17 protein-coding genes, 5 pseudogenes and 1 other annotated feature are annotated in these 24,950 nt (G+C 47.7%); of the genes and pseudogenes, 10 read left to right on the forward strand and 12 right to left on the reverse strand.

Features of this window, described 5'->3' with window-relative positions; translation table 11 throughout:
* Window positions 1-44: 44 nt before the first annotated feature.
* Together HV037_RS21850 and HV037_RS21855 are read right to left on the reverse strand one after the other, a co-directional pair.
* Window positions 45-272: pseudogene (locus HV037_RS21850) on the reverse strand (transposase domain-containing protein); the annotation flags it as partial.
* 46 nt (window positions 273-318) lie between these two features.
* Window positions 319-1,559: pseudogene (locus tag HV037_RS21855) on the reverse strand (IS3 family transposase).
* Window positions 1,135-1,251, reverse strand: a sequence feature (AL1L pseudoknot). (Overlaps the previous pseudogene by 117 nt.)
* A 50-nt stretch (window positions 1,560-1,609) precedes the next feature.
* Here HV037_RS21855 and HV037_RS21860 point away from each other — a divergent pair.
* From HV037_RS21860 to HV037_RS21875, 4 genes and pseudogenes are all read left to right on the forward strand, one after another.
* Window positions 1,610-2,065, forward strand: a pseudogene (locus tag HV037_RS21860) (transposase); the annotation flags it as partial.
* Between the two features lie 267 nt (window positions 2,066-2,332).
* Window positions 2,333-3,876, forward strand: a pseudogene (istA, locus tag HV037_RS21865) (IS21 family transposase).
* A 13-nt stretch (window positions 3,877-3,889) separates the two neighbouring features.
* A complete protein-coding gene (gene istB, locus HV037_RS21870) occupies window positions 3,890-4,630 on the forward strand; it encodes an IS21-like element helper ATPase IstB (protein WP_269150626.1) in 741 nt (246 codons plus the stop codon).
* 426 nt (window positions 4,631-5,056) lie between these two features.
* Window positions 5,057-5,269: a DUF1471 domain-containing protein gene (locus tag HV037_RS21875; RefSeq protein WP_016154425.1), complete on the forward strand. Its 213-nt coding sequence runs from the start codon at window positions 5,057-5,059 to the stop codon at window positions 5,267-5,269.
* A 670-nt stretch (window positions 5,270-5,939) separates the two neighbouring features.
* On the opposite strand, the gene HV037_RS21880 is transcribed toward HV037_RS21875, so the two are convergent.
* A complete protein-coding gene (locus HV037_RS21880) occupies window positions 5,940-6,296 on the reverse strand; it encodes a transposase DNA-binding-containing protein (protein ID WP_016154428.1) in 357 nt (118 codons plus the stop codon).
* A 382-nt stretch (window positions 6,297-6,678) separates the two neighbouring features.
* On the opposite strand from HV037_RS21880, the gene HV037_RS21885 reads away from it, so the two are divergent.
* Window positions 6,679-8,046 (forward strand): OprD family outer membrane porin, encoded by a 1,368-nt coding sequence (locus tag HV037_RS21885; RefSeq protein ID WP_016154429.1) that lies wholly within the window; start codon window positions 6,679-6,681, stop codon window positions 8,044-8,046.
* Between the two features lie 176 nt (window positions 8,047-8,222).
* Complete coding sequence (def, locus tag HV037_RS21890) at window positions 8,223-8,675, forward strand: peptide deformylase (protein WP_016154430.1); 453 nt, start codon at window positions 8,223-8,225, stop codon at window positions 8,673-8,675.
* Here the strand turns inward: def and HV037_RS21895 are convergent.
* The 7 genes and pseudogenes from HV037_RS21895 to HV037_RS21925 all read right to left on the reverse strand — a co-directional run bounded on the left by HV037_RS21895 (window position 8,664) and on the right by HV037_RS21925 (window position 18,500).
* Window positions 8,664-9,398 (reverse strand): annotated as a pseudogene (locus HV037_RS21895) (IS5 family transposase). The gene def and the pseudogene HV037_RS21895 sit on opposite strands and share 12 nt — an antisense overlap.
* Before the next feature lie 322 nt (window positions 9,399-9,720).
* Window positions 9,721-13,161: a molybdopterin-dependent oxidoreductase gene (locus HV037_RS21900; RefSeq protein ID WP_023302365.1), complete on the reverse strand. Its 3,441-nt coding sequence runs from the start codon at window positions 13,159-13,161 to the stop codon at window positions 9,721-9,723.
* A gap of 149 nt (window positions 13,162-13,310) precedes the next feature.
* Window positions 13,311-13,745, reverse strand: a complete 435-nt coding sequence (gene cueR, locus HV037_RS21905) for a Cu(I)-responsive transcriptional regulator (RefSeq protein WP_023336667.1) — start codon at window positions 13,743-13,745, stop codon at window positions 13,311-13,313.
* Between the two features lie 219 nt (window positions 13,746-13,964).
* A complete protein-coding gene (gene lpxC / locus HV037_RS21910) occupies window positions 13,965-14,912 on the reverse strand; it encodes a UDP-3-O-acyl-N-acetylglucosamine deacetylase (protein WP_023302364.1) in 948 nt (315 codons plus the stop codon).
* Between the two features lie 312 nt (window positions 14,913-15,224).
* Window positions 15,225-15,494 (reverse strand): hypothetical protein, encoded by a 270-nt coding sequence (locus HV037_RS21915; RefSeq protein ID WP_225388535.1) that lies wholly within the window; start codon window positions 15,492-15,494, stop codon window positions 15,225-15,227.
* Entirely contained in the window at window positions 15,478-15,882 is a 405-nt protein-coding gene (locus tag HV037_RS21920; RefSeq protein ID WP_071532327.1) for a helix-turn-helix domain-containing protein, read from the reverse strand. The genes HV037_RS21915 and HV037_RS21920 overlap by 17 nt, the downstream gene beginning before the upstream one ends.
* 92 nt (window positions 15,883-15,974) lie before the next feature.
* On the reverse strand, window positions 15,975-18,500 hold the full coding sequence (locus HV037_RS21925) for a heavy metal translocating P-type ATPase (RefSeq protein ID WP_047389714.1): 2,526 nt from the start codon (window positions 18,498-18,500) through the stop codon (window positions 15,975-15,977).
* A gap of 81 nt (window positions 18,501-18,581) precedes the next feature.
* Here HV037_RS21925 and HV037_RS21930 point away from each other — a divergent pair, with 81 nt between their 5' ends.
* Window positions 18,582-19,034 (forward strand): Cd(II)/Pb(II)-responsive transcriptional regulator, encoded by a 453-nt coding sequence (locus tag HV037_RS21930; protein ID WP_094168556.1) that lies wholly within the window; start codon window positions 18,582-18,584, stop codon window positions 19,032-19,034.
* Between the two features lie 89 nt (window positions 19,035-19,123).
* On the opposite strand, the gene cueR (HV037_RS21935) is transcribed toward HV037_RS21930, so the two are convergent.
* Both cueR (HV037_RS21935) and HV037_RS21940 read right to left on the reverse strand, forming a co-directional pair.
* Window positions 19,124-19,588, reverse strand: coding sequence for a Cu(I)-responsive transcriptional regulator (gene cueR / locus HV037_RS21935; RefSeq protein WP_016154433.1), 465 nt, complete (start codon window positions 19,586-19,588; stop codon window positions 19,124-19,126).
* A gap of 13 nt (window positions 19,589-19,601) precedes the next feature.
* Entirely contained in the window at window positions 19,602-22,097 is a 2,496-nt protein-coding gene (locus tag HV037_RS21940; RefSeq protein WP_009654818.1) for a heavy metal translocating P-type ATPase, read from the reverse strand.
* 185 nt (window positions 22,098-22,282) lie between these two features.
* Here HV037_RS21940 and HV037_RS21945 point away from each other — a divergent pair, with 185 nt between their 5' ends.
* From HV037_RS21945 to HV037_RS21955, 3 genes are all read left to right on the forward strand, one after another.
* Window positions 22,283-23,293, forward strand: coding sequence for a cation diffusion facilitator family transporter (locus tag HV037_RS21945; RefSeq protein WP_032950072.1), 1,011 nt, complete (start codon window positions 22,283-22,285; stop codon window positions 23,291-23,293).
* 45 nt (window positions 23,294-23,338) lie between these two features.
* Complete coding sequence (locus tag HV037_RS21950) at window positions 23,339-23,677, forward strand: metalloregulator ArsR/SmtB family transcription factor (protein ID WP_181500194.1); 339 nt, start codon at window positions 23,339-23,341, stop codon at window positions 23,675-23,677.
* A gap of 44 nt (window positions 23,678-23,721) precedes the next feature.
* A protein-coding gene (locus HV037_RS21955; RefSeq protein ID WP_103849485.1) for an IS3 family transposase occupies window positions 23,722-24,869 on the forward strand; the annotation gives its coding sequence in 2 pieces (ribosomal slippage) (window positions 23,722-23,959 and window positions 23,959-24,869; 1,149 coding nt in all).
* Window positions 24,870-24,950 lie beyond the last annotated feature (81 nt).

The following is a 24,950-nucleotide window of genomic DNA, read 5'->3' on the forward strand; positions in this document are numbered from 1 at the left end:
CTCCGCCTGACCGTAAGCGCACCGTGAAGGACGTGGGGTAAAAATTAGTTTACAGAGAGGGTGACGTTCCAGGGCAGCAGTTCTTTCACGCGGTTGGCGGGCCAGGTGTTGATGACGCTGATCACATGGCGCAGCCAGGCTTCCGGCTCGATGCCGTTAAGTTTGCAGCTACCGATCAGGCTGTACATCACTGCCGCACTGTCACCACCACCATCAGAGCCGAAGAACATGTAGTTACGGCGCCCCAGCGCAACCACCCGGAGGGCGTTTTCATACTGAACCGCCCCGGTTTTCCTGGAGAGAGTTAAGTTCGGAAGTTCAGGCTGCCAGAACCTTGTTCCCGATGGAAGCGTAATACGCTTTTTCTGCCTCTATCGGAGGGATGTGACCAAGTCGTTCCAGCAACCGACGATTGTTGTACCAGTCCACCCATGCCAGCGTAGCCAGTTCCACTTCTGAGCGCTTCTTCCAGGCCTGACGGTGGATGACCTCCGCTTTGTACAGACCGTTGATACTCTCCGCCATCGCGTTATCATACAAGTCACCGGTACTCCCCGTGGAAGCCAGCAGCTCTGCATCCTGCAACCGCTGCGTGTAGGCCAGCGAGACATACTGAGAGCCTTTGTCGCTGTGATGGATGGTGCCCGAAGGTCACCGTGACCACAGTGCCTGTTCCAGCGCATCCAGGACGAACGACGTTTCCATCGATGATGAGACCCGCCAGCCCACGATGACGCCAGCGAACACGTCGATAATGAACGCCACATAGGCGAAGCCCTGCCAGGTGATGACGTAGGTAAAATCTGCACACCAAAGCTGGTTGGGACATTCCGCTACGAACTGGCGGTTTACCCTGTCCTGTGCTGCGGTATCTCTGCGACTGGTTGTGGTGCGGACTTTTTTGCCCTGGAGCACGCCTGCGAGCCCCATCAGTTTCATCAACCGTTCCACTGTACATCTGGCCACGCCGATGCCCTCCCGCTGTAACTGACGCCAGACCTTGCGGGCTCCATAGACGCCATAGTTATCGTCGTACACCCGCTGTATCTGCACCTTCAGAAGCGCATCACGCTGCGAGCGCTGGCTGTGTTTTTCCGGCGATTGCTGACGTTGCTGATGCCAGTAATATGTCGACGGGGCAATATCCAGCTCGCGGCATACCGGCCCGACCCCGTGGGCACCACTCAGACGTTCGAGCAGTGGCATTATTTTTTCCAGTGGCGGTCGAGCTCCGCCTGAGCAAAATAGGCTGATGCCTGACGCAGAATATCATTGCTGCGACGCAACTCCCGGTTTTCCCTCTCCAGCTCTTTTAAACGTTGACGTTCGTTACTGGTCAGCTCGCCATCACCAGTCCTGACGGGGCTGATACCACCGCGTAAGTCATTTCTGTGCTGGCGTAGCCAGCCTTTCAGGGTATCGTAATGACAACCAATTTTTGACGATATGGCACGGATAGCATCCGGTTCAGAGTCATATTCATCAAGATGCTCAATGAGCATTCTGACAGCGCGCTCACGTAATTCCGGCGGGTAACGATTAGCTGATTTTGATTTCATCAGGGATCTCCTTTTACTGAGAGTTTAGTCTCCAGGATTCCCGGGGCGGTTCAATCGAAGAAGCAATACGGGGCCTCCCTGCAACTGAGCGGCTGGCAGCCAGGCAGTCCCGAAGTAAGCCGCTGCTGATATCCCTGCATGACTGGTTAGTGGAGAAAAGCGCCACTCTGTCGAAAAAATCCCGTCTGGGCGAAGCGTTCGCTTATGCCCTGAACCAGTGGGATGCGCTGTGCTACTACTGTGATGATGGCCTGGCAGAGCCTGATAACAACACAGCCGAACGAGCCCTTCGTGCCGTCTGTCTTGGGAAAAAGAATTTTATCTTCTTCGGCAGCGACCACGGCGGTGAGCGCGGAGCCCTGCTGAATGGTCTTATCGGAACATGCAGGCTCAATGGTATCGATCCGGAGGCCTACCTTCGCCATATCCTGAGCGTACTGCCGGAATGGCCCAGCAACAAAGTGGCGGAACTGCTGCCATGGAACGTGGTTCTTACCGATAAATAACCGTCAATACGGCGCTCGTTTAACGCTTACACATTCCGGCGGTGATCGCGTTGCGTATTCTGGCGGAACGTGAACGCTATTTCTGGTTTTGCGTGAACGCGTATTCCGGCGGAAAATACCCCGATTTTGCACCATGACCAGAATCACTGTTCATTTTGCCAGAATCGGTGTTCACCCGACCGGAATTGCCGTTCACGTTGCCAGAATCATTCTTAACGCATTGATTTTTGATGCTATATCTATCCCTTTTATTCCAGGGTGTGATATATGCCAAACAAGAGAATCGCAATGCATAAAATCCATGAAATTTTAAGGCTGCGTTTTGAAGTCGGCCTGTCCTTCCGCCAGATAAGCCAGTGCGCAGATGTCAGCACGGGTGCCATCCAGAAAATGCTCAAACGACTTGAAGCCGCTGGGATCTCCTGGCCACTTCCGGAAGGAATGTCAGAGCCCCGACTTGCCAGTCTGCTTTATCCTGAGTCTGACAGTCGTCCTGGCGCGCTGGAGGATCCCGACTGGGCTGAAATCCATATGGAGCTGCGTAAAAAGGCGTCACCCGCCACCTGCTGTGGGAGGGATACTGCCAGAGGATGCCGGTTCGGGCGTACAGCTACTCGCAGTTCTGCTGCCGCTATCAGACCTGGTGCCAGTCACAGAAACGCTCCATGCGCCAGCAGCATCTTGCCGGTGAAAAATGCTTTATCGACTATTGTGGACCCACAGTGTCGGTTATCTCACCTGAGACGGGTGAATGCCGGCAGGCCCAGATCTTCGTGGCGGTGCTGGGCGCATCAAACTACACCTTCGCGGAGGCTACCTATACGCAGTCGCTGTCAGACTGGCTTCTCAGCCACGTCAGGATGCTGGAGTTCTTCGGTGGAGTCCCCGAAATCCTGGTTCCGGATAACCTGAAAAGCGGGGTTAGCAAAGCCAGTCGTTACGATCCCGAACTGAATCCCTCCTATCAGCAGCTGGCTGAGCATTATCAGGTTGCGGTGATACCTGCCCGCCCCAGAAAACCCAGAGACAAGCCGAAGGCGGAAGTTGGCGTTCAGATCGTCGAACGCTGGATCCTGGCCCGGCTCCGTCACCAGGTCTTCTTCTCGCTTGCTGAGCTGAACCACTGTATCCGTACGCTGGTAACCGGGCTCAACGAACGTCCCTTCAAAAAACTGCCGGGCAATCGCCGTGAGGCCTTCGAAAGGCTGGACAAAACTGTGCTCAGGCCATTACCGGTGCAGTAGTGGCGCTACCGGCACATCAAAAAAGCGAAGGTGAATATCGATTATCACGTGGAATATGAACAGCATCACTACTCAGTCCCCCATCAGCACGTCGGTAAAACGGTGGAGCTTCATGCCTTCGACAACCTGCTTGAAGTCTGGTCTGACGGGCAGATGATCGCCAGTCACCCGCGGCGTCTTCATCCGGGCAACAGTACGGCAGCAGAACATATGCCGGAGCGCCATCGTCATCATCAGCAGTGGACGCCAGAGCGGCTGAAAAGCTGGGCGGCCGGTGTGGGCTCCGACACCTTCACGTGGGTCAGCGAGCGTCTGGCTGAAAAAGCGCATCCGGAACAGGCCTATCGCCTGTGTCTGGGGCTGCTGAGCCTGACGCGTGAATATCCTTCTGAGCGCGTCAATAACAGCTGTCGGCTGGCCAATGCAGAGGGGTTAACCCGGCTGAAGCAGATAAAGTCGATCCTGAAGAATAACCGCGACCTGGTTCCGGCGGACAAAGATCTGCACCCGTCCCGGGAGCTTCCTCAGGAACATGAAAACATCCGTGGCCCACGCCACTTCCACTGAAACAAGGGATCCGATAATGCCACATACGCTGATGAAACAGCTGACAGAAATGAAACTGACGGGAATGGCGGCCGCGCTGTCCTCACAGATGGAGCAACCCGGCACTTACGAAGAGCTCTCCTTCAGGGAAAGACTGGCGTTGCTGGTCACGCGCGAATCACTCGAAAGGGATCAGCGTAAACAGAAACGTCTGCTACAAAAAGCCCGCCTGAGGCTTGAAGCCTCGGTCCAGGACATCGACTACCAGCCAGCGAGAAACCTGGAACGTTCTCGGATCGCTCAGCTAAGCCAGAACGAATGGGTGGTCAGGGGGCAGAACCTGCTGATAACCGGCCCCTGCGGTTGCGGCAAAACCTATGTGGGCTGCGCCCTTGGCAACAACGCCTGCCAGCAGGGTTACAGCGTACAGTACTGGAGACTGAACCGGTTGCTGGTTGAACTGACGCACAGCCGCGCAGACGGTAGTTACCGAAAGCAGCTGGCTCAGCTGTCAAAAACGCAGCTGCTTATCCTGGATGACTGGGGCCTTGAGCCGTTGCTGCCAGCGCAGCGTAACGATCTGCTGGAACTGATGGATGACAGATACGGAAAGAACGCCACGGTGATGATAAGCCAGCTGCCAACGGATGAGTGGTATGGCTGCGTTGGCGATAACACGCTGGCAGACGCGATCCTTGATCGTCTGATGCATAACTCCCACCGGCTGGAAATGAAGGGTGAGTCGATGAGAAAACGACTGGCACAGGTTGACTGAAAGTGAACGGTCGGTGTAATAAAAAGAAGTTAGGGCGCGTTAGGGAATAACGCGTTCACGTTCCTCCGGAATAACCGTTCAACTTCGCCAGAATACGCACGCGTACTTAATCAGTAGCCGTAACATCATAAACCCTCACTAATCCTGTAAGTTAACTTGCCCTGCACCGACCTATCTCCCCAGCGCAATCCCGGTTTCGCGGTGTCTGTTACGGCCGTATTTTCTCATTTCTCGTCAGCCACAGTGAGGCTCTTTCAAGAGCTGGGTTGTATGAAAACGACAAAAACACAGCCGACAATAATTTACAAAATAACTTGTTGACCCTGTATTTACTACAGGGTTTTTAATACACATCAACAGGTGAGACGGCGATGACGCCGGTATCACCAGATGACCAGATGACCAGATAACCCAAGGAATATGACCATGAAAAACATCAAACTGCTTGCTGCTGCCGGTATGCTCTCCGTAGTTTCTTTCTCCGGCTTCGCCCAGTCCGTCAGCGTTACTGCTGACACCCTGAACAACGCGGAAGCGAAAATTGCCGCTATCGCCCAGGAATCCGGTGCTTCGTCCTACCGCATCACCAGTGCAGACCAGAAAAACGTTGCCCGCGTGACTGCAGTACTTGATAAGTAATCCGGGACGGTATTACCCTGAACCTGAGCAGTAAACGCGTGAGATGGTCGCAGAGGGAACTGCCGGACTGACTGCCACTATAGTGGGGGTCACCTCCGGTTCCGCCGGCGACCTCACATGCGGACACACCCTCCAGGACAACCCTATCCCTGTTGTCCGTTTTCCTTGATGACTGTTTTAGTCAGGTTACCCCCAGGTAGCTTTTTTTTTGTCCTTATCCCACCAGAAAAAACAGCGTAAGGGTGTTGACCCTGTATGAACCACAGGGTTTTTAATACACATTAACAGGTGAAACGGCGATATCTGATGAAGAGGAATATACAGATGAAAAAATTTAGCGTGACTGCAGTACTGATTCTGACTGGCATGCTCTCATCCGGAGCTATGGCAACCTCGTTCCTGCCGGAAACTTGCTCGGATATGGACATCTCTGTCCGGACAGACTATGTCAACCATGAAGACGTGAGCCACGTCTTTGACTGTCAGCCAGTGATCTGATGTAAAAAAACGGTCGGATTAATTTTCCTTTTAAGTGCGTTAGTGCCTTTGAATTTTTTTCGGGTCCAGAACTTCACCGCGGTCAGACCCAGCGGGAGCCCTGATGTCGTCACTGCCAGGCTCGAATGCATCAGGATCCCACAATTGACACCTGCATCATTCCCCATCTTGATTAGGTGTGATTGCCTGCAAATCCTACTGCATCAGGGTTATCCCGGTGGTAGCCAAATGTTGTGGTGTCCTGAAGCAGTAGAATCTTCTCACCTTGCAGCGCATATATCCTTTGACTGGTAGCCTCGGAATGTCCCTGCAGCAGGTGCTGCTCATCAATCCTGTCACTGGAAAGGAACCGGTAAGCGGCTTTTGTTGCTGCATTATCCTGGCAGGCAAAAGGGAGGCTGTTGCCCATCCCCCGCCAGAGTTTTTGCATGAGACTTTTAAAACGACTGGCACGGCGGCGATCGCTAAAGACAGAAGAATTAATTTCCTCATCGAGCCATGAAAGCGAAGTCTGTTCCTGATTAATCATTCAACCATCCCTGAAAGTAATTTAGCTGATTATCATAATGATTACCTTAATATAATTGTGGGTAGTTGCAAGTCTCGCTGGACGCTTACAATTAACCCAATTCGCTTGATACATCAGATTGATTCCCTCCCTGAAAACAGTGCCGGTCTAAACGGAAGTCTCCTGTCTTACAACCAGCAGAAACACGGTGCATAGGGCCAATCCATGGTATAAGCAGTCAGTCTGAAAAAAAAAGTCTTGACCCTGTAGCCACTTCATGGTTTTTGATATGAACTGGATTCGTACTTAGTGCAGCGGTAAACAAATACCTCATTATTTTCTGCCATTTTCCCTTCGTGTTACCGCGTATATTGATATCAGGCAAGCTAAAGGAATTACCTGAATGAGAATAGTTACACTCGTAATATCTGCTGTAGCTTTGATGCCGGGAGTTACAGTCCCTAATGCGATAGCCGGTTTTATTGAAGACAGTAAGGCCAATCTCACACTCCGCAATTTCTATATTAATACAGATAATCGCAGTGGGGACGGGTTCAGTAAACAGGAAGAATGGGGACAGGGGTTCATCCTCAATTACGATTCAGGTTATACTGAAGGGCCAGTGGGATTCGGACTGAGCACTCTGGGGCTACTGGGCATCAGACTTGACGGAGGAGGTAAAGCAGGCTCACCGGCGTCAGGTCGGCAACCCGGTACAGTATTTCCGCTAGACAATGATGGCAGAGCGGTTCATCAGTTCGGTAGCCTGGGGGTTACCGGCAGGGCAAAAATATCTGATACGGAACTCCGTTATGGAACGCTTCAGCCCAAAAATCCCGTCGTTATATACAACGATGCCCGCCTTTTGCCCATGACATATCAGGGAGGACAAATATCATCAACAGATATCGACGATCTGAGTCTGACCGGCGGCGTTCTCACACATACAAAAGGACGTAACTCCACAGATATGCGCGGAATGTCCATTGCCGGAGCCAATGGAAGTGGTCCCACTTCACGGAGCAGTAATCGTTTTTATTTCGCCGGTGGTGACTATACTCTTATGAAAGACATGACTCTCTCATACTATTACGGTGAGCTGGATAATTTTTACAGACAAAACTATATCGGACTGGCACATAACCTGAAAATCGTTTCCGGGAACCTGAAATCAGATATTCGTATATTCATCAGCGATGCAGACGGAAAGAACGGAAGTGCTGCAGGACGGAGTGCCGGATATGTAAGTACTGGTTATTACGGAAATAATCGCACAAAGGGAGAAGTGGACAACAATGTTTATAGCGGTCAGTTGACATGGTCTTCTGGAGGTCACAGTGTGAGCAGTGGTTATCAGTGGCTGACGGGGAAAAGTGACTTTCCATATCTGAATCGTGGTGATGGAGAAGGAACAAGCACCTGGTTAATTACTGATGCACAATTGCTAAAATTCAGCAGGGCGGGGGAGCGAACCTGGCTGGCACGGTACGCCTATAATTTTGCTGATGCAGGGCTCAAAGGGCTGAATCTAAGTATCCTCTATCTGAACGCCGATAATATTGATACCGGGAATGGGCGAAAGGGGGAATGGGAACGGGATATTGCCCTGAGTTATACTATCCCCGAGGGAATACTTAACGGACTTGGCATCTCCGTAAAAAATGCCACAATGCGCAGCGCTCTGCCTGACACAAGTAGAAAAGGCTCTGCTGGACAGCGTGACCAGGATGAAACCCGGGTTACAGTCAGTTATACCCTTCCTCTTCTCTGATATAGTGTTTCCGGTCTGTTGTGCTGTTGAGCAGGACAGACCGGAATGACGTTCGCAGGCAGCAGAAAATTTATATCTGGCTGTCAGTCCGGTAGTTATTTCTGTCCCGGTTCTCCACTCAGGTCCGACTTAAAACATATCGTTTTTACTGCCATTTAAATAAAGAGTAGCCTTGCATGTCATTATTATCAGTTTTAAAGTATCCGGATCCCAAATTGAAGATCATTGCAATGCCCGTCGAACATATTTCACCGATAACCCGGCAATTTATTAAGGATATGATTACCACTATGTACGGTACATCCAGTGTAGGTTTAACAGCAACCCAGGTTGGTGTTCACCAAAGGATTGCTGTAATTGATGTCCCTGAATCGCTGGTGCAACCAATAGTATTAATTAATCCGGTAATTGCTGAGAGTAAGGAAGAAAAAAATATCACTGAGGAAAAATGTCTTTCTATACCAGGAACCAGTCGTTTTGTATACCGTGCAGAGAAAATAAATGTCACCGCTCTTGATGCTTTTGGGAATACAATAAATTTTAGTGCAAGTGGTACTCTCTCGATCTGTATACAGCATATGATAGACCATATGAACGGGATTCTATTAACTAAGAGCCTATCTCAATAGGACTTTATTCCAGACGATAAGACCACAGGCAAAATGCAACATAGCCTCGTAATTTTCGGCCTTCTTTTTCCATCGGGTCAGAACCCGGCGAAAGCGATTCATCCAGCTATGAGTCCTCTCAACGCCCCAGAGAGGGGCTTTGAAGTCCCTGTTTTTACTGGCGTCAGACTCCTCTTTACGGGACTGAATATGTGGCTCGTAACGGCGACTCTGCAGATACGTTTTCAGCCATCCAGCTTCGTAACCTTTGTCCAGACAGAGCCTGAGTTTCCCCCCGGATGCCCCGCCTGAAGGGCATCGAGCGTATCCGCAACCAATTTGATGTCGTGCGTGTTCGCTGCTGCGACGACCAGCGACAGAGGAAGCCCCCTGGCGTCCGTCAGCAGGCTGCGCTTTACACCTTGTTTCCCTTTGTCCTTAGGATTGCGACCTGTTTTTTGTTCCTGACAGCGGCGATTTGGTCATACAACCGTCCATCGACAACCAGGACCAGTCAATGCTGTCCAGATGCTCGCAGGCAAGCAAACCGTTCTGCCAGAAGCGCTCAAAAATGCCTGAATCGTGCCACTCCTTAAAGCGCCGGTGTGCAGAACTCGATGAACATATCCCGGTGGCGTTCAGACAACCAGTCCTGAGGAAGAAGAATATGGCATCCATGGCAGCGCGGTTATCAACGCGTTTCCGGTATGTATCGAGTGGATGGCTGGTTTTGTGCTCAGGGATACCCGGTCATTTTTTTAGGCTCGATGCAGAAAAACAATGAAGTTTCAATTTTATCATTGCAAGCCTTTCATTCACTAAAACTCCTCGGCCAATCCGAAACTGGTGACTGTAGTAATTTCTTACAGGCTAAGACTTGCAGTAACTTGAAGGTAAGGGGGAGGATGATAAAAATTCATGAAGATCGCACTGAAATAATTCATTAAATCGGTTATTGAGTTGGATTGGCGCAAAATAATTAAAAATGTCTTTAAAACATAGCGTTATCCATTGAATAACATCAGACCACTAAAATGGCCTGATGTAAAGGATGCTAATACCTATCTCAGGCATCAATAGTGATATCACCGGCAGGAATGCACTGGCATGTCAAACATGCACCCTCATCAGAGGGTTCCACACCATTCAGATGCTGCACGTTCCCGGCAATCACCTTAGTTGAACAGCTTTCACATTGTCCAACACGACAACCACTAGGCATTTTAATCCCAAGTTTTTCTCCAAAATTCAGCAGAGTACCTTTATCCGTGGTCCAGATCTCTTCTCTTCCTGATTTTGCAAAAATTACTTTATGACGTAATGAGGGATCATTATTTATTTTTGTCGGAGAACGAAATATCTCGTAGAAAATAGCAAATGCAGGTACACCTCTCTCCTGAAGCCCTCGGGATATCGCATCCATCATAGGCTGCGGACCACACATGTAATAACGAGCATTATTCTCAATAAGATATGCCTCGACATCTCCCGCACCAACATAACCAGCTCTATCATAATCCAATCCTGGAATATCACAGTCGAGGGGCTGGTTGTAGATATTAATTACTTTAAGCCTGTCAATAGACGCATTTAGCTCCGCAATTCTTTTCTTAAACGCATGTAGCCTACTATTTTGATTAGCATAGAAAAGCCAGATTTCCGGACCTTCCGCTTGGGGGTTAATAGACTCCAGATAGGAAATGAATGGAGTAATTCCAATACCGCCAGCAAATATTACGACAGGCTGGACGGCATTGAGCGGGACAATGAAATTCCCCCCAGGAGGCGTAAGTTCAACATCCTTGCCTATCTGCAAATGCGTGTTTATGTAGGATGACATTATTCCTTCTACATATTCACCTTTCTCATCAGTCGCTTTCTGATGACGGACAGAAATGGAATAGGTTTTACGGTCATGAACAAACGCAGGGCCTGTCAGCGAATACGCCCGGGTAACGATCTCTTCAGAATCGCTCATCGGACAACAGCTAACAGTGATATGCTGGCCCGGTTCATAATCAGGTAAGTAGCCTTCACTATTCGATTGGAAGGTAACTGTCGTAACATTATCTGCTTCTTTTTTCAGTTCAATGACTTTGAATGTTTTACGACCTTCCCAGGGGCGTCTTATCAGCTCAAAATCATTCAAGCGGCGAATGCGGCAGCGGAATGAACGCAAAGGTAAAGCACCGCTGACTGGATCATAGCTATCACCGCTGATTAAGCTATTGTAATTGCTACTGTACTCACCTTTAACCGGGTATGAAGGTTTGCCAAAATCAGGACAAGCCTGCCACCACCCAAACTCAGCAATTACAGTTTCATGAGAGAGTTTGGCTTCCACTTTTGCTCTAAATCGAGCAAGACCTGCTCTCGTTTCAATTTCTACCCAATCCCCCGTCTTGATACCTTCTTCGTCAGCCAGAGCTGCCGAAATGTCTACCGTTGGATAAGGTGCTTTTTTTCGTAGGCTAGTCAGGCTTCGATGTTGGCTATGACAGAAGAATCCGCTTTTAACGGATGTCAGCATTAGTGGATAATCAGGATCGTTGCGCTGGTATTCTTGCGGCTGTACATACTCAGGTAAAGGATTGTAACCATAGCGATGAAGGATCTCAGAGTAAAACTCTGCACGTTTTGTTTCTGTATTGAAACCTGCCAGATATCCACTATTTGGGTCTCTGAAAGCATATTTTCTGACTTTATGCTCAAGCGGGATATCGTAACCTTCTGGCTTATTTCTGAGCATCTCAACAGTCAAACCTAATGGTTCTAGTTGATAATTCCAGGCTGCCTCAATATTGCCGTCGAAGAACGCTTCATTCATTCCTAACCGGCATGCAAGATCGAAAACAATCTCAAGGTCGGAACGGCTTTCACCGCGCGGAGAGACCATTTTTTTTCTCAACTGAATGTGGTCCTGAGCAGCAGCACTACTTTCAAACCCGGTTCTTAGGCCTTCGCGCTCCCAGGCAGTGTTTACTGGCAGAAGGATATCAGCATACTTTGATGTAGGCGTTTCAAACAAATCTACATGGGCATAAAACTCAAGTGCCTCAAGCGCCTGTTGTCCGAGAGAAGTATCACTTTGTGAAAGTAATATGTTGGCACCAAAGCCAATTAACCCGCGAATTTTATAGGGTGTACCTTCTAATACTGAATGCCAGATATCCTGAGAATGAACCCAACCTTGTGAAGGCGGCCCGATAGGCCTTTCTTCAAGACCTAATGCTTTATCCCATTGTGATTTTGGCATCAGTGTCGGTGAATTAACCACATTCACCGGGTGGCTGGCATAGATTCGATTACATCCTTCCTGATCGAAACAACCGGTTAAAGCATACAGTGTCGCAATCGCACGTTCTGTTTGGGTGGCATTAGTGTGTTGTGCCACTCCAGACCAGCTGTGGTAGGCGATTTTCTTGGCCCCGGCAATCAAACTCGCAGCGGCTTCAATTGATGCAACAGATACCCCGGTGATACGGCTTACGTTTTCTGGGTCATAATTAGCCAACATATCTTTAAAAGATGAAAACGCCGTTTGGCAGGAAATTTTTGCACCATCAGCTATTGCAACTTCAACATTACCCTCAAGTGCAGCTGTAGGCGTCAGCGTTTCTTCAGTTCGAGTCTCGGAATCGATAAATGTGACTTGCTGGTTGTGTTCGTCCCAAACTGTATAGCGATTACTGATGGCAAGTGGGTTAATATCTTTTTCCCGAAGAAAATAACCATTATCATTTCGAACCAACAAAGGACCATTAGTCCAGTTTCGAACAAACTCATGATTAAACAGGTTTCTTTCTACCAGGAGATGGCTTAACCCCAAAGCTAATGCACCGTCAGTTCCAGGATTGACATCAAGCCAGGCATTTGCTTCTTTCGCTAAAGGTGTCGGGCGAGGATCCACGACGATCAGTTTTGCACCGTTATTTCGACCAGTACCAATCGCGCTAGCCTGGGCAAGCCAAGTATTCGCGGGGTTATGCCCCCAAAGAAGGATAAGATCGGCATGGGAATAGTCAGCAACAGGGATGCCGCAGCCAAAGGTCCATCGATGTGCAACGTCTTTATGCCAGTTACATATTTCAGTTCCATAGCTGGTGTTTGGGCTGCCATAGATACGAACAAATCGCTCTAACCATTCAATTGCATCGCTGAGGGGGGTACCGCTTGGGCTCGTAAAACCGAAAGCGACAGATTCAGCTCCGTTCTCTCGTTTAAATTTTTCCAGTTGTCCGGCTATCGTTGACATAGCCTCTTCCCAACTTATACGTTTCCAGCCCGGGTTCTCGGCACCTTTAGGATGGGTTCTCTTCATCGGGTACAGAATTCTATTTGCGCTGTCCACCAGCTCAGGTGCCGCTTTGCCCTTCATACACATGGCCTTACCATTAGGATGTTCAGGGTTGGCCCGTACCTTGATCAGGTGGTCATTTGCTACTTCATTCAACGTCCCGCAACGCGAACGGCAAAGTGTGCAATATCCGGGAATAATATCTGACATTGTAAACCTCACTACTAAAAACAGTTAATATATTTTAAAAACCACATTGCTTTCTTTTCACCCAAGAATTACTAACCCAATTAATGTTAATATCATCTTGTTTTGTGGGCGTAATTTCAGTTGAAATTACTGTCATATATGGGTAGCGGCTAAGTAATTTCAGGGCCAGAATCTGATTCCTGCAAACCGTTAACATCTGCAAGATACAGTGCACGCAAAATAGGGCATTCAGGCTTATCATCCCCTGCACAGCAATCAGAAAGCGTTGTAAGTATTGATGCCATACGCTGAAATTCTTGAATTTTTACAGTCAACTCGCGGATGTGTGACTCGACTAATTTTTTCACATCAGCGCTTTGGCGCGAATGGTTACCCCAAAGACAGAGAAGTTCTCCTGTTTGCGCCAGAGAGAAACCTAACTCCCGACATCGACGTATAAAATGCAATTTGTACACATCAATATCGCTGTACATCCGATACCCGGCTGCAGTTCTTGCAACTTCCGGTATTAATCCCGCCTCTTCGTAATAGCGGATCATTTTGGCGGAAACTCCGGATAACCGGGCAGCATCACCAATGTTCATCCTTACCTCCCAAAATGTATTCTGTTAATATCAGATCCAGTTTCAAATGACGTCGTTTCTGACACTCTTACCTTGCATACGTAGTGATACGGTTACCGTTTGGCTCATCAAGACTTAGTCGATATCCAGCCTAGACCTTCCCGTGGTGGTAAGGTCAAGAAAAAAATCATCAAGATAAGCTGTGTAAAAAACCAGATGTGACGAACATACTCATATCCCTTATGACCACATACTTAATGACTCAAAACACTCTTCTTTGGGTTTAGAAAGGATGGTTTCTCTAGTGGCATCATTTTTATATTCACCAACACTCACTAATTCCCATGATTCGACATCATTCAACAGTGCAAGCATCAACTTATTATTTAATGCATGCCCTGACTTATAAGCATGGTAGGCGCCAATAATATTATGGCCTGATACAAAGAGGTCTCCAATCGCATCCAGTGTTTTATGTCGCACAAGTTCGTTATTAAATCGCAGACCTTCCGGATTCAGAACGCTATATTCATCAAGCCCTATCGCATTGTTCAAACTTGCCCCTAACCCAAGACCTTTTTGTTGTAGAAGTTCTACATCACGAACAAATCCGAAAGTTCTGGCATCAGCAATCTCGCTAATATAGTTTTCTTTCGACACTTCAATATTTAATCTATTAGTCTCAGCAGAAATCAAGGGATGCTTAAAATCAATCATAAAATCGATCGAGAACTTTGAGTCTGGATGCAAAAGAGCCCATTTGTCGCCATCTTTTACGGAAACCGTTTTTTTTATCAGAAGATATTTTTTTAGCGCACACTGCTCTATCAAACCAGCGTGCATTATTGAGTCTATGAATCCTCTGGCACTCCCATCGAGAATGGGAAGTTCTGGAGCATCGAGCTCCACCAAGAGGTTATCAAGCCCCATGCTAGACACCGCAGAAAGGAAATGCTCGATTGTTGAAACTCGAACTCCCTGAGGGTTGATAATGCTTGTTGCCAGCATAGTGTCATGAATCTGATCGGCACGGAGCTGAATATCAACAACAGGAGTTACATCTGTTCTACGGAACCGTATGCCACTATCGGCACCAGCAGGCATGATTTTCATGTTAACGGTTTTACCGCTATGCAAGCCAATACCGTTTAATTCAACAATATTCTTGATAGTTTTTTGCTTGATCATGGAGACCTCTGTTTGCTCTAGCGACTAGGCAGAACGTCCGCAACAAGGTTCCATTGATGATTCCCCCTATTGCTCTGTTCATCGTCCTCGCTACTCTCGACTTGGTTCCATTAAAAACCATGAAGTTGATATAGGGTCAAGATTTTATACGATATACACATCAAGCATCTTGCATGAGTCGCACTGACTGACCCGGGTTAGTTACCATCATATTCTTTATGGTTGAGACCATACGGAAATCAGTGAATTAAAAATATTTATTCATCCAAAACACAAATGGTTTTAAGAAAGCCTAATGCCCTTCTTGTAAAATTATTCAAGATAGTCAAGTATGTTTTTTATATTGTCAATTAAGGCGACATGCAGGTCAGGGTCATCACATTCATCTGAATGGCAATAGGAAATATGTTGAAGTATAATTCTTTTTTTGAATTCACTAACTGTACACTCCAACTCATACACCGACCGTACGATATCAATACAAGGTTCATCATCGATTAAAAAATCCTGCATTTTATTATACTTATCAGTCAGTTCTTCTATCATAGAAATTAATACGGGGTCATTAACTAACATTGGCATATCTCTCCTCATAGTCTGAAAGTAAAGATGGACACAGCGCTGATAAATTCCAATTCCCTTGCTTGCGGTACCGACCGGGAGGAAGATGAAACTTGTTTTTAAAAGCTCTCGTGAAAGTTTGTTGCGAATTAAAACCATACTGAAGTGCAATGTCCAGGACTGTTCTGGAAGTCAATTTCAGATCAATCGCAGCACATGATAATCGACGAGCACGAACATATTCACCCAGCGCAACACCGGTCGTCTGTTTAAACAAACGTTGAAAATGCCATCGTGAATACCCAGACTTCTCAGCAATAAATTCTACTGGCAAGGTTGTATTCAATGAACTTTCAACCCACTGCAAAATATCTTTGACAACACTTTCAGAATATTTCCTGGTGTCCATTCTCTCCCCCCAAACCATATTCTATGAATATATTCAAACCAGAATACGGTCTCTGAGTCTGTCATCCATGAAGAACTCAGGGACCCAACTCTTTATTTTCGTAATAACCTCAGGCCATTTGCCACAACCAGAAGACTGGCACCAACATCAGCAAATACAGCCATCCACATAGTTCCCATTCCCATGAGCGTGAGTACAAGGAATACGGCTTTAATACCTAGAGCGAGGCTGATATTTTGCACGAGTAAGCTGTACGTTTGTCGGGATAATTTTACAAAGGCTGGGATTTTACGCAGGTCATCATCCATTAAGGCTACATCTGCAGTTTCAATCGCCGTATCAGTACCCATTGCGCCCATAGCAAAACCGATATCAGCTGCAGCCAGAGCCGGTGCATCATTGATACCATCACCAACCATCCCAGTGATTCCAATCCGTGAATGCTCTTCAACTGCACGATGTTTATCTTCTGGCAATTGATTCCCTCGAGCCTCATCGATTCCAACCTGAGATGCGATTGCTTTAGCTGTATGTGGGTTATCACCAGTCAGCATAATAGTTTTAACGCCAAGTTCATGAAGTTGTTCAATCGCTTCACGGCTGCTGTTTTTAACAGTATCAGCAACAGCGAACAACCCAAGCACTTGCTTACCATCATTGAGTAAAATAACTGTTTTACCCTGGCTTTCCAGCCTTTGTACTGTTGCTTTAATCTCTGATGGACAATTAAAGTGTTCTTCAGTCAAACGCAGGTTACCAAGGTAAAAATCCTTACCTGTAATCGCGCCATGCACACCTCGCCCAACAATCGCTTCAAAGCTGTCAACATCCTGCTTTTTCAAATCAGCAGAAGCATTCACAATTGCCAGTGAAACAGGGTGATCAGAGTAACTAGCGAGACTAGCTGCAGTAGTACGAACTTCACGCTCGCTCCACCCATTGAATACCATTACGTCGGTTTGTACTGGTTTCCCATAGGTAATAGTTCCTGTTTTATCCAGCGCAAGGGCTTTTAGCTTACGTCCCTGCTCAAGATAAACACCGCCTTTAATGAGAATCCCTTTGCGAGCAGCTGCAGTAAGTCCACTAACAATCGTTACTGGCGTAGAAATAACCAGGGCACATGGACACGCAATGACAAGCATAACTAAAGCTTTATAGATCCACTCCTGCCATGTTCCTGCCCCAAACAATGGTGGCAATACAGCAACCGCAACAGCAATACCCATAACGACGGGGGTATAAATCTGGGAAAAGCGGTCAACAAAACGTTGGGTAGCTGCTTTGGCGCCTTGCGCCTGCTCAACGGCATGAATGATGCGAGCAAGGGTTGTATTATTTGCAGCTGCAGTGACTTTATATTCAAAAGAGCCTGACTGATTTATTGTTCCAGCAAATACAGCATCGCCCGCAATTTTATCGACAGGCATACTTTCACCTGTAATTGGAGCTTGGTTAATGGTGGTTTGGCCTTTGACGATTTCTCCGTCGAGACCAATTCGTTCACCTGGTTTTACCCTGACAATACTGCCCGGTTGTACGCTACTGGCGTCAACTTCCTGCCATGTTCCATCAGCTTGTTGGACCATTGCAGTTTCAGGAGTCAGGTTCATCAGGGAACCTATTGCATTTCTGGCTCTATCAAGTGATTTGGCTTCTATCAGCTCGGCAATGGTGAATAACACCATAACCATCGCCGCTTCTGGCCACTGCCCAAGGACCAAAGCCCCAGTAACGGCAATACTCATTAGTGCATTGATATTCAAGTTGCCATTGCGAATCGAAATCCAACCTTTTTTGTAGGTTGTCAGACCACAAGAAAGCACTGCTATCAAAGCCAACCCAGCTTCTAGCCAGTCAGGCATATCAGCCCAGTGCATCACTTCGGCTGCAAGAGCAGCTACGCCAGCAAGAGCTAATGGCCACCAGGGCTTTTTTTTCTCCTGGGTATTTTTCTTGCCGCTAGTATTATCAGAGACTTCTGGCGCGAATCCCAACGAGCGAATTGCAGCCATGATAGCTTCAAGCGAATCCGGTGTATGGGTTACAGTCAAAACACGCTGCATCAGGTTGAAATCAAGCTCTTTAACAGCGCTCATTCCACCCAGTTTCTTTTTGATAAGATTTTCTTCAACAGGACAATCCATCTGCATAATGCGAATTTCTGTCCGTAATCCACCAGCCACAACCTGCGAGCCCCCTAGGCTACTCAATTGTTCTGGAGCAGCGGAGCAACAATCCCCCTCATGGCCGTGATCGTGGCCTTCATGAGAATGCTCTTGCGCGGCATGAGCATGGTTACATCCCTTATGATTATGCTCATCATGCGAATGCCCTTCGCCGCCATGGCTATGGGCATCATGATTATGGCCTTCATGGTTATGGCCTTCATGGTTATGGCCTTCATGGTTATGGCCTTCATGGTTATGACCTTCATGGGAATGATCATCACTGCATTTCTTGTGATTATGAGCCTGCTGATCATGTGCATGATCATTTGCTTTATGTGATTCACCAGTATTCTTAACCCGGAGTCCTGTCCCTAAATTGAACGTTTCACAGCAACTAGCCGCTTCGTCTCCTGCAGGGTTTTTGCTATTTTTTACACCACCACTCATTTTCATTGCCTCATCTGTTAACTATACTGACGATTAAAGACCCTAATCTAACTAGAGGGTCAAGCGCATAAGGGGGGAGGCATGAAAATTGGTGAATTGGCCCGTAAGGCGGATTGTCCGGTGGAAACTATTCGGTACTATGAGAAAGAAGGATTACTTCAGGCTCCATTAAGAGATATTGAAAATAACTATCGCCGTTACAACAATACTCATCTGGAAAAGTTATTATTTATCCGACGCTGCCGCTCTCTTGATATGACCCATGAGGAAATACGTGCATTGCTACTGGCAATGAATAATCACGGTAAAGACTGTGGCCCCATTGATGCAATAATCAGTGCCCATCTCACTCATGTTCAGCATCGTATTAAAGAATTAATAGCCCTGGAAATACAACTCAAAGAACTTAATAACTATTGCAGCTCAGACCGGAGCGTGGACGAATGCGGGATAGTACAGAAATTGACTGCTGATGAAGAGAATGGTGATCTTCCTTTAACCGTACCAACTGACCACTCGGGGGGTGTGCATTAGTGGTGTGCGCTTATAAGTTGATTAGACTGATGGCGTAACACAAGCCCATACAGCTTTGTGCTACGCCATCATGCCCTTAAAATAAGGGGTCAGGCTTTTTCCATTTCGTTACCACGAGAACGACGTTGCACTGCCCCTTCTCTCTTACCGGGATGGCTTTTAGCATCAGCGGTCATTAATGTCTGGAGTATTGGGCATTCAACTCGCTCATCCCCAGCACAGCTTTTGATCAGAGCTCTGAGTGTATCTGCCATTCGTCGCATATTTTCCATACGTCGCTCTAAATCATCCATATGCTCTTGTGCCAGACGTTTAACATCGGCGCTCTGGCGAGATTTGTCATTCCATAACTTGAGCAAATCGGCTATCTCTTCAAGAGAAAAACCAAGATCGCGCGCACTGCGGATAAAAATCAGACGATGGACATCATTGGGTGCATAATCACGGTAGCCCGCTTCGGTACGGCCAGTAGCAGGAATCAGACCAATTTGCTCGTAATAGCGAATCATCTTTGCGGAGATTCCTGATTCGTTCGATGCTTTACCAATGTTCATAGCTCCCCTTTTCTTAGTGCTCAGAGTCTTCTGCCAGCGGAGGCTGGAACCGACGCAAACGAAGTGCGTTGCCCAGGACAAATACACTGGATAGCGCCATCGCGCCTGCAGCAAAGATTGGTGAAAGCAGCAATCCATAGGCAGGGTACAGCAGGCCTGCTGCTACAGGGATCAATGCGGCATTATAACCAAACGCCCAAAAAAGATTTTGCCTGATGTTACCTATGGTTGCCTTAGACAATCCAATAGCATTAGGCACACCCTGTAGGTTGCCGGACATTAAGACAACATCAGCAGATTCCACCGCTATATCGGTACCTGTACCAATTGCAAGCCCAATATCTGCCACGGCTAAAGCTGGGGCATCATTAATGCCATCACCAACATAAGCGACCTTACCGTAAGACTCCTTCAACCGACGAACTGCTTCAACTTTCCCTTCTGGCAACACTTCGGCAACCACTTCATCAATACCAAGCTGTCTCGCAATCGCATTTGCTGTATTGGCATTGTCACCGGTAATCATTGCGACTTTGAGCCCCAGTTGGTGCAATGCATTTATGGCAATCGGCGTACTTGATTTAATAGGGTCAGCGACTGCGATAATGGCAGCCAGACGTCCATCAATAGCAACATAGAGTGGCGATTTTCCTTCGTTTCCAAGGCGTATCGCAGTCTTTGAAAAATACTCGATATCCAAGCCTAACTCACGCATAAATCGATCGGCCCCGACCTCTACGCGCTCTCCGTCTACGGTAGCCCTGACGCCCATCCCAGTAATTGAATCAAACTCAGTCAACGCTGGCAGCGATATCTCTTTTCCTAGAGCAGCTTCAACGATAGCGCGGGCAATAGGATGTTCCGAACGTGATTCAACAGCGGCAACTTTTGCTAATACTAAGTCAAGCTCAAACCCTTCGGCCAACTCCAGGTCTGTCATTACTGGGCGCCCTTCAGTCAAAGTACCTGTTTTGTCTACAGCGACAACCCTGGCATCTTTAAGCAACTGCAGAGCTTCTCCCTTACGGAACAAGATCCCCATTTCTGCACCACGCCCAGTACCTACCATGATAGAGGTTGGGGTAGCCAATCCCATTGCACATGGGCAGGCAATGATCAATACAGCCACGGCATTAACCAGTGCGAAAGACAGGGCCGGTGATGGCCCAAATGTTAACCAGGCAAGGAAAGTTAACAACGCTGCCAGCATCACCACAGGAACAAACCATAATGTCACCTTATCGACCACGGCTTGTATAGGTAGTTTAGAGCCCTGGGCTTGCTCTACCATTCTGATTATTTGTGACAACATCGTCTGGCCACCAACGGCTGTTGCACGCAACCTCAATGCTCCTTTCTGGTTAACAGTCCCGCCAACCATTAAGCTTCCGGGAACTTTCTCGACGGGGATAGGCTCCCCCGTTATCATCGATTCATCGACAAAACTTGTTCCTTCACTCACCTCACCATCAACAGGTATCCGCTCACCTGGTCGAACTTCGATAATGTCATCAAGGGCTACATCACTAATGGGAATATCGATGACAATGCCGTTACGCAGCACATGCGCCTCTTTGGCCTGCAATCCAACCAAACGCTTGATAGCCTCAGACGTTCGACCTTTAGCCCGCGCCTCCATAAATCGTCCTAAAAGAATAAGAGCGACGATTACCGCAGCAGCTTCGTAATACACATTGACGGTACCTTGAGGCAAAAGACCTGGAGCAAAGGTCGCAATCATTGAATAACCGAATGCAGCGAGAGTCCCGACGGAGACGAGAGAGTTCATGTCTGGGCCAAGTCTTAATAACGCGGGAATACCTTTCAGGTAAAAGCGCCGCCCCGGAATAGCCAACACCAGCAATGTTAATACAAACTGGAGATACCAGCTTTCCTGGAGCCCAATGGTATCCATTATCCATTGATGCATTCCCGGTATCACATGCGACCCCATTTCCAGAATAAATACTGGTAACGCAAGTACGGTCGCCAGAACTAAATCTTTCTTCAACGCAACCTTTTCAGCATCTTTTTTTTCTGCGGCACTATCATTATTCTGGCTTTGGTTATCAACCAGGCTGGCTTCATAACCGATTTTTTCGATAGCAGTTATGAGGTCATCAACTCCTGCGGTTCCACGTACAGTAGCTCTTTCAGTCGCTAAATTAACAGTGGCTTCTTTTACACCTTTAACCGCTCGGAGCGATTTTTCGACACGCCCTACGCATGATGCACATGTCATGCCCTGAACTGATAACTCTACAGAAGCTTGAGGAACCTCATAACCAACCTTTTCAACTGCTTCAACCAACGCCATACGATTAACGAATGCATTTAGGCGGATATCTGCACGCTCTGTTGCAAGGTTAACGCTTACGTTTTGTACGCCTTCAACCTTAGCCAGAGCGGCTTCAACTCGTCCAACGCAGCTTGCACAAGTCATTCCCTCAATGGGCAAGCTGACTTGAGTTTCACCATCATTAGAATGCTGTTTTTTTTGAATGCTCATGATGTATTTCTCATCGTTATGGTCAGATAAAGAACAACCTTAAGGCTTACCATCGTGGGAAGGTCAAGCGCATTATTTTGAACATGCCGATGCCGTGGAAGGAATGGATATAAAAACCCTTTACATGAACACATATTCATATGTTATATTGAAGGCATCATGTATAACCAACAGCTTGAGGCCCTATGTCACAATCACATGATCACGAGCATGACCATACTCCAGCAGTAACCAGTGCAAACGAGCGTAAAGTCCTTATCTCCTTCCTCATGATATTCACATTTATGGTGGTCGAAGCTGTTGGAGGGATACTTTCTGGCTCATTAGCATTGCTGGCAGATGCAGGCCACATGCTTACAGATGCAGTAGCTTTGGCGCTGGCTTATGCGGCATTCCGTTTTGGCCGTCGAGCTGCTGATAGCAAACGAACCTTTGGATATTTGCGATTTGAAGTCATCGCGGGATTCTTTAATGCCCTGACACTCTTCGCTATTGTGGCGTGGATTGCATATGAGGCATGGGAAAGGTTACAAGCTCCACCAATTATACTGGCAGGCCCAATGCTGATCGTTGCCATTGCAGGATTGTTGGTCAACATATTGGTATTATGGATCATGACCCGTGGTGAGACCGATCATGTTAATGTCAAAGGTGCTATTTTACATGTGATGGGTGATCTATTGGGTTCTGTTGGCGCTATTGTCGCCGCTATTGTCATTTACTACACGGGCTGGACACCGATTGACCCAATACTTTCCGTTCTTGTCGCAGCACTGGTTTTACGTAGTGCCTGGAAATTATTAGCAAAATCGCTGCACATCCTGTTAGAAGGAGCGCCTGAAGATGCCTCCCCAGACAAGGTGGAACAGAGACTAATCAGTTCTGTTAAGGGCTTAGCAGCCGTAAGTCATATTCATGTCTGGCAAATAACCTCAGGTCGGACGATGGCAACACTGGAAGTAAGAGCCAAGGAAGATGTGGACGTAAAAGACGTTGTGAAGCTTGTAAAACAAGAACTTTATGAGCAGTTCAAAATAGAACATGCAACTGTGGGAATCGACTGGAATTACGATCAAAACGATAATACATGCAGCCTTTCACCGACAAAACTGCGTAACGAACACGAACACGAACACGAACACGAACACGAACACGGAAAAAAGCATAACCATTCTAGTCCAGGCCACAAACATTAATCAGGCCTCTGGTGATGCACTATCAATTTAGGAGGGAGAATCATAATGTCCAGCACATCAGATTGCGGCAACATACAAGACTGTTCCGCGACAGATCATGTCGCGGAGCCAGATCTATCAATGCTCTCGCAAAACGACATTGGGCAACTTTCCGAGATTTTCCATCTACTGGGGGACCAGTCAAGACTACGAATCCTGCTTTACTGTATGCGTGGTTCGGTCTCTGTAGGCGACATTGCTGAGTCGCTCCAGTTATCACAATCTCTGGTCAGTCATCATCTGAGGTTGTTACGAAGTGCAAGGCTTGTTCGCGGAGAGAGAAAGGGTAAGTACATATTTTATAGCATAATGGATCACCATGTAAGTGAATCGACACGGGTTTAACAGACACCTCAGAGTCATTTAAGATGGCTTAAAGAGAGGTGCCCATGAGCGGTAAGCGTTATCCCGAAGAGTTTAAAATTGAAGCAGTCAAACAGGTTGTTGATCGTGGTTATTCTGTTTCCAGCGTTGCAACACGTCTCGATATCACCACCCACAGCCTTTACGCCTGGATAAAGAAGTACGGGCCGGATTCCTCCACTCATAAAGAACAGTCAGATGCTCAGACCGAGATCCGCCGTCTCCAGAAAGAGCTGAAGCGGGTTACTGACGAACGGGACATATTAAAAAAAGCCGCGGCGTACTTCGCAAAACTGTCCGACTGAGGTACGCCTTTATCCGTGACAACGCCCGTTGCTGGCCTGTTCGCCTGCTCTGTCGGGTGCTGGATGTTCATCCCAGTGGCTTTTACGCATGGCTTCAGCAGCCGCATTCACAACGCCATCGGGCAGACCTGAGACTGACAGGACAGATTAAACAGTTCTGGCTGGAATCGGGATGCGTCTATGGTTATCGCAAGATCCATCTGGATCTGCGGGACAGCGGGCAACAGTGCGGAGTCAACAGAGTCTGGCGACTGATGAAACGTGTCGGGATAAAGGCTCAGGTCGGATACCGGAGCCCGTGGGCACGTAAAGGCGAGGCCAGTATCGTGTCGCCCAACAGGCTCCAGCGACAGTTCAATCCGGATGCTCCGGATGAGCGTTGGGTAACCGACATAACCTATATCAGGACCCACGAAGGCTGGCTGTATCTTGCTGTGGTTGTTGATCTGTTCTCACGCAAAATTATCGGCTGGTCCATGCAATCCCGGATGACAAAGGACATTGTCCTGAACGCACTGCTGATGGCTGTATGGCGGCGTAATCCCCAAAAACAGGTGCTGGTTCATTCGGATCAGGGCAGTCAGTACACAAGCCATGAGTGGCAGTCGTTCCTGAAATCACACGGACTGGAGGGCAGCATGAGCCGTCGCGGTAACTGCCACGATAATGCGGTTGCAGAAAGCTTTTTCCAGTTGTTGAAACGCGAACGGATAAAGAAAAAGATCTACGGAACGCGGGAGGAAGCCCGCAGCGATATTTTTGATTACATCGAAATGTTTTATAACAGTAAGCGTCGGCATGGTTCCAGCGATCAGATGTCACCGACAGAATATGAAAACCAGTATTATCAACGGCTCGGAAGTGTCTAGATTATCCGTGGCGATTCAAGAAGGTTGAATATGATTCCCGACTCATTAATGGAACGCTGCATGATGTTATGCATTACGGGT

Source organism: Citrobacter sp. RHBSTW-00017, assembly GCF_013797615.1.
Lineage (GTDB): Bacteria > Pseudomonadota > Gammaproteobacteria > Enterobacterales > Enterobacteriaceae > Citrobacter > Citrobacter braakii.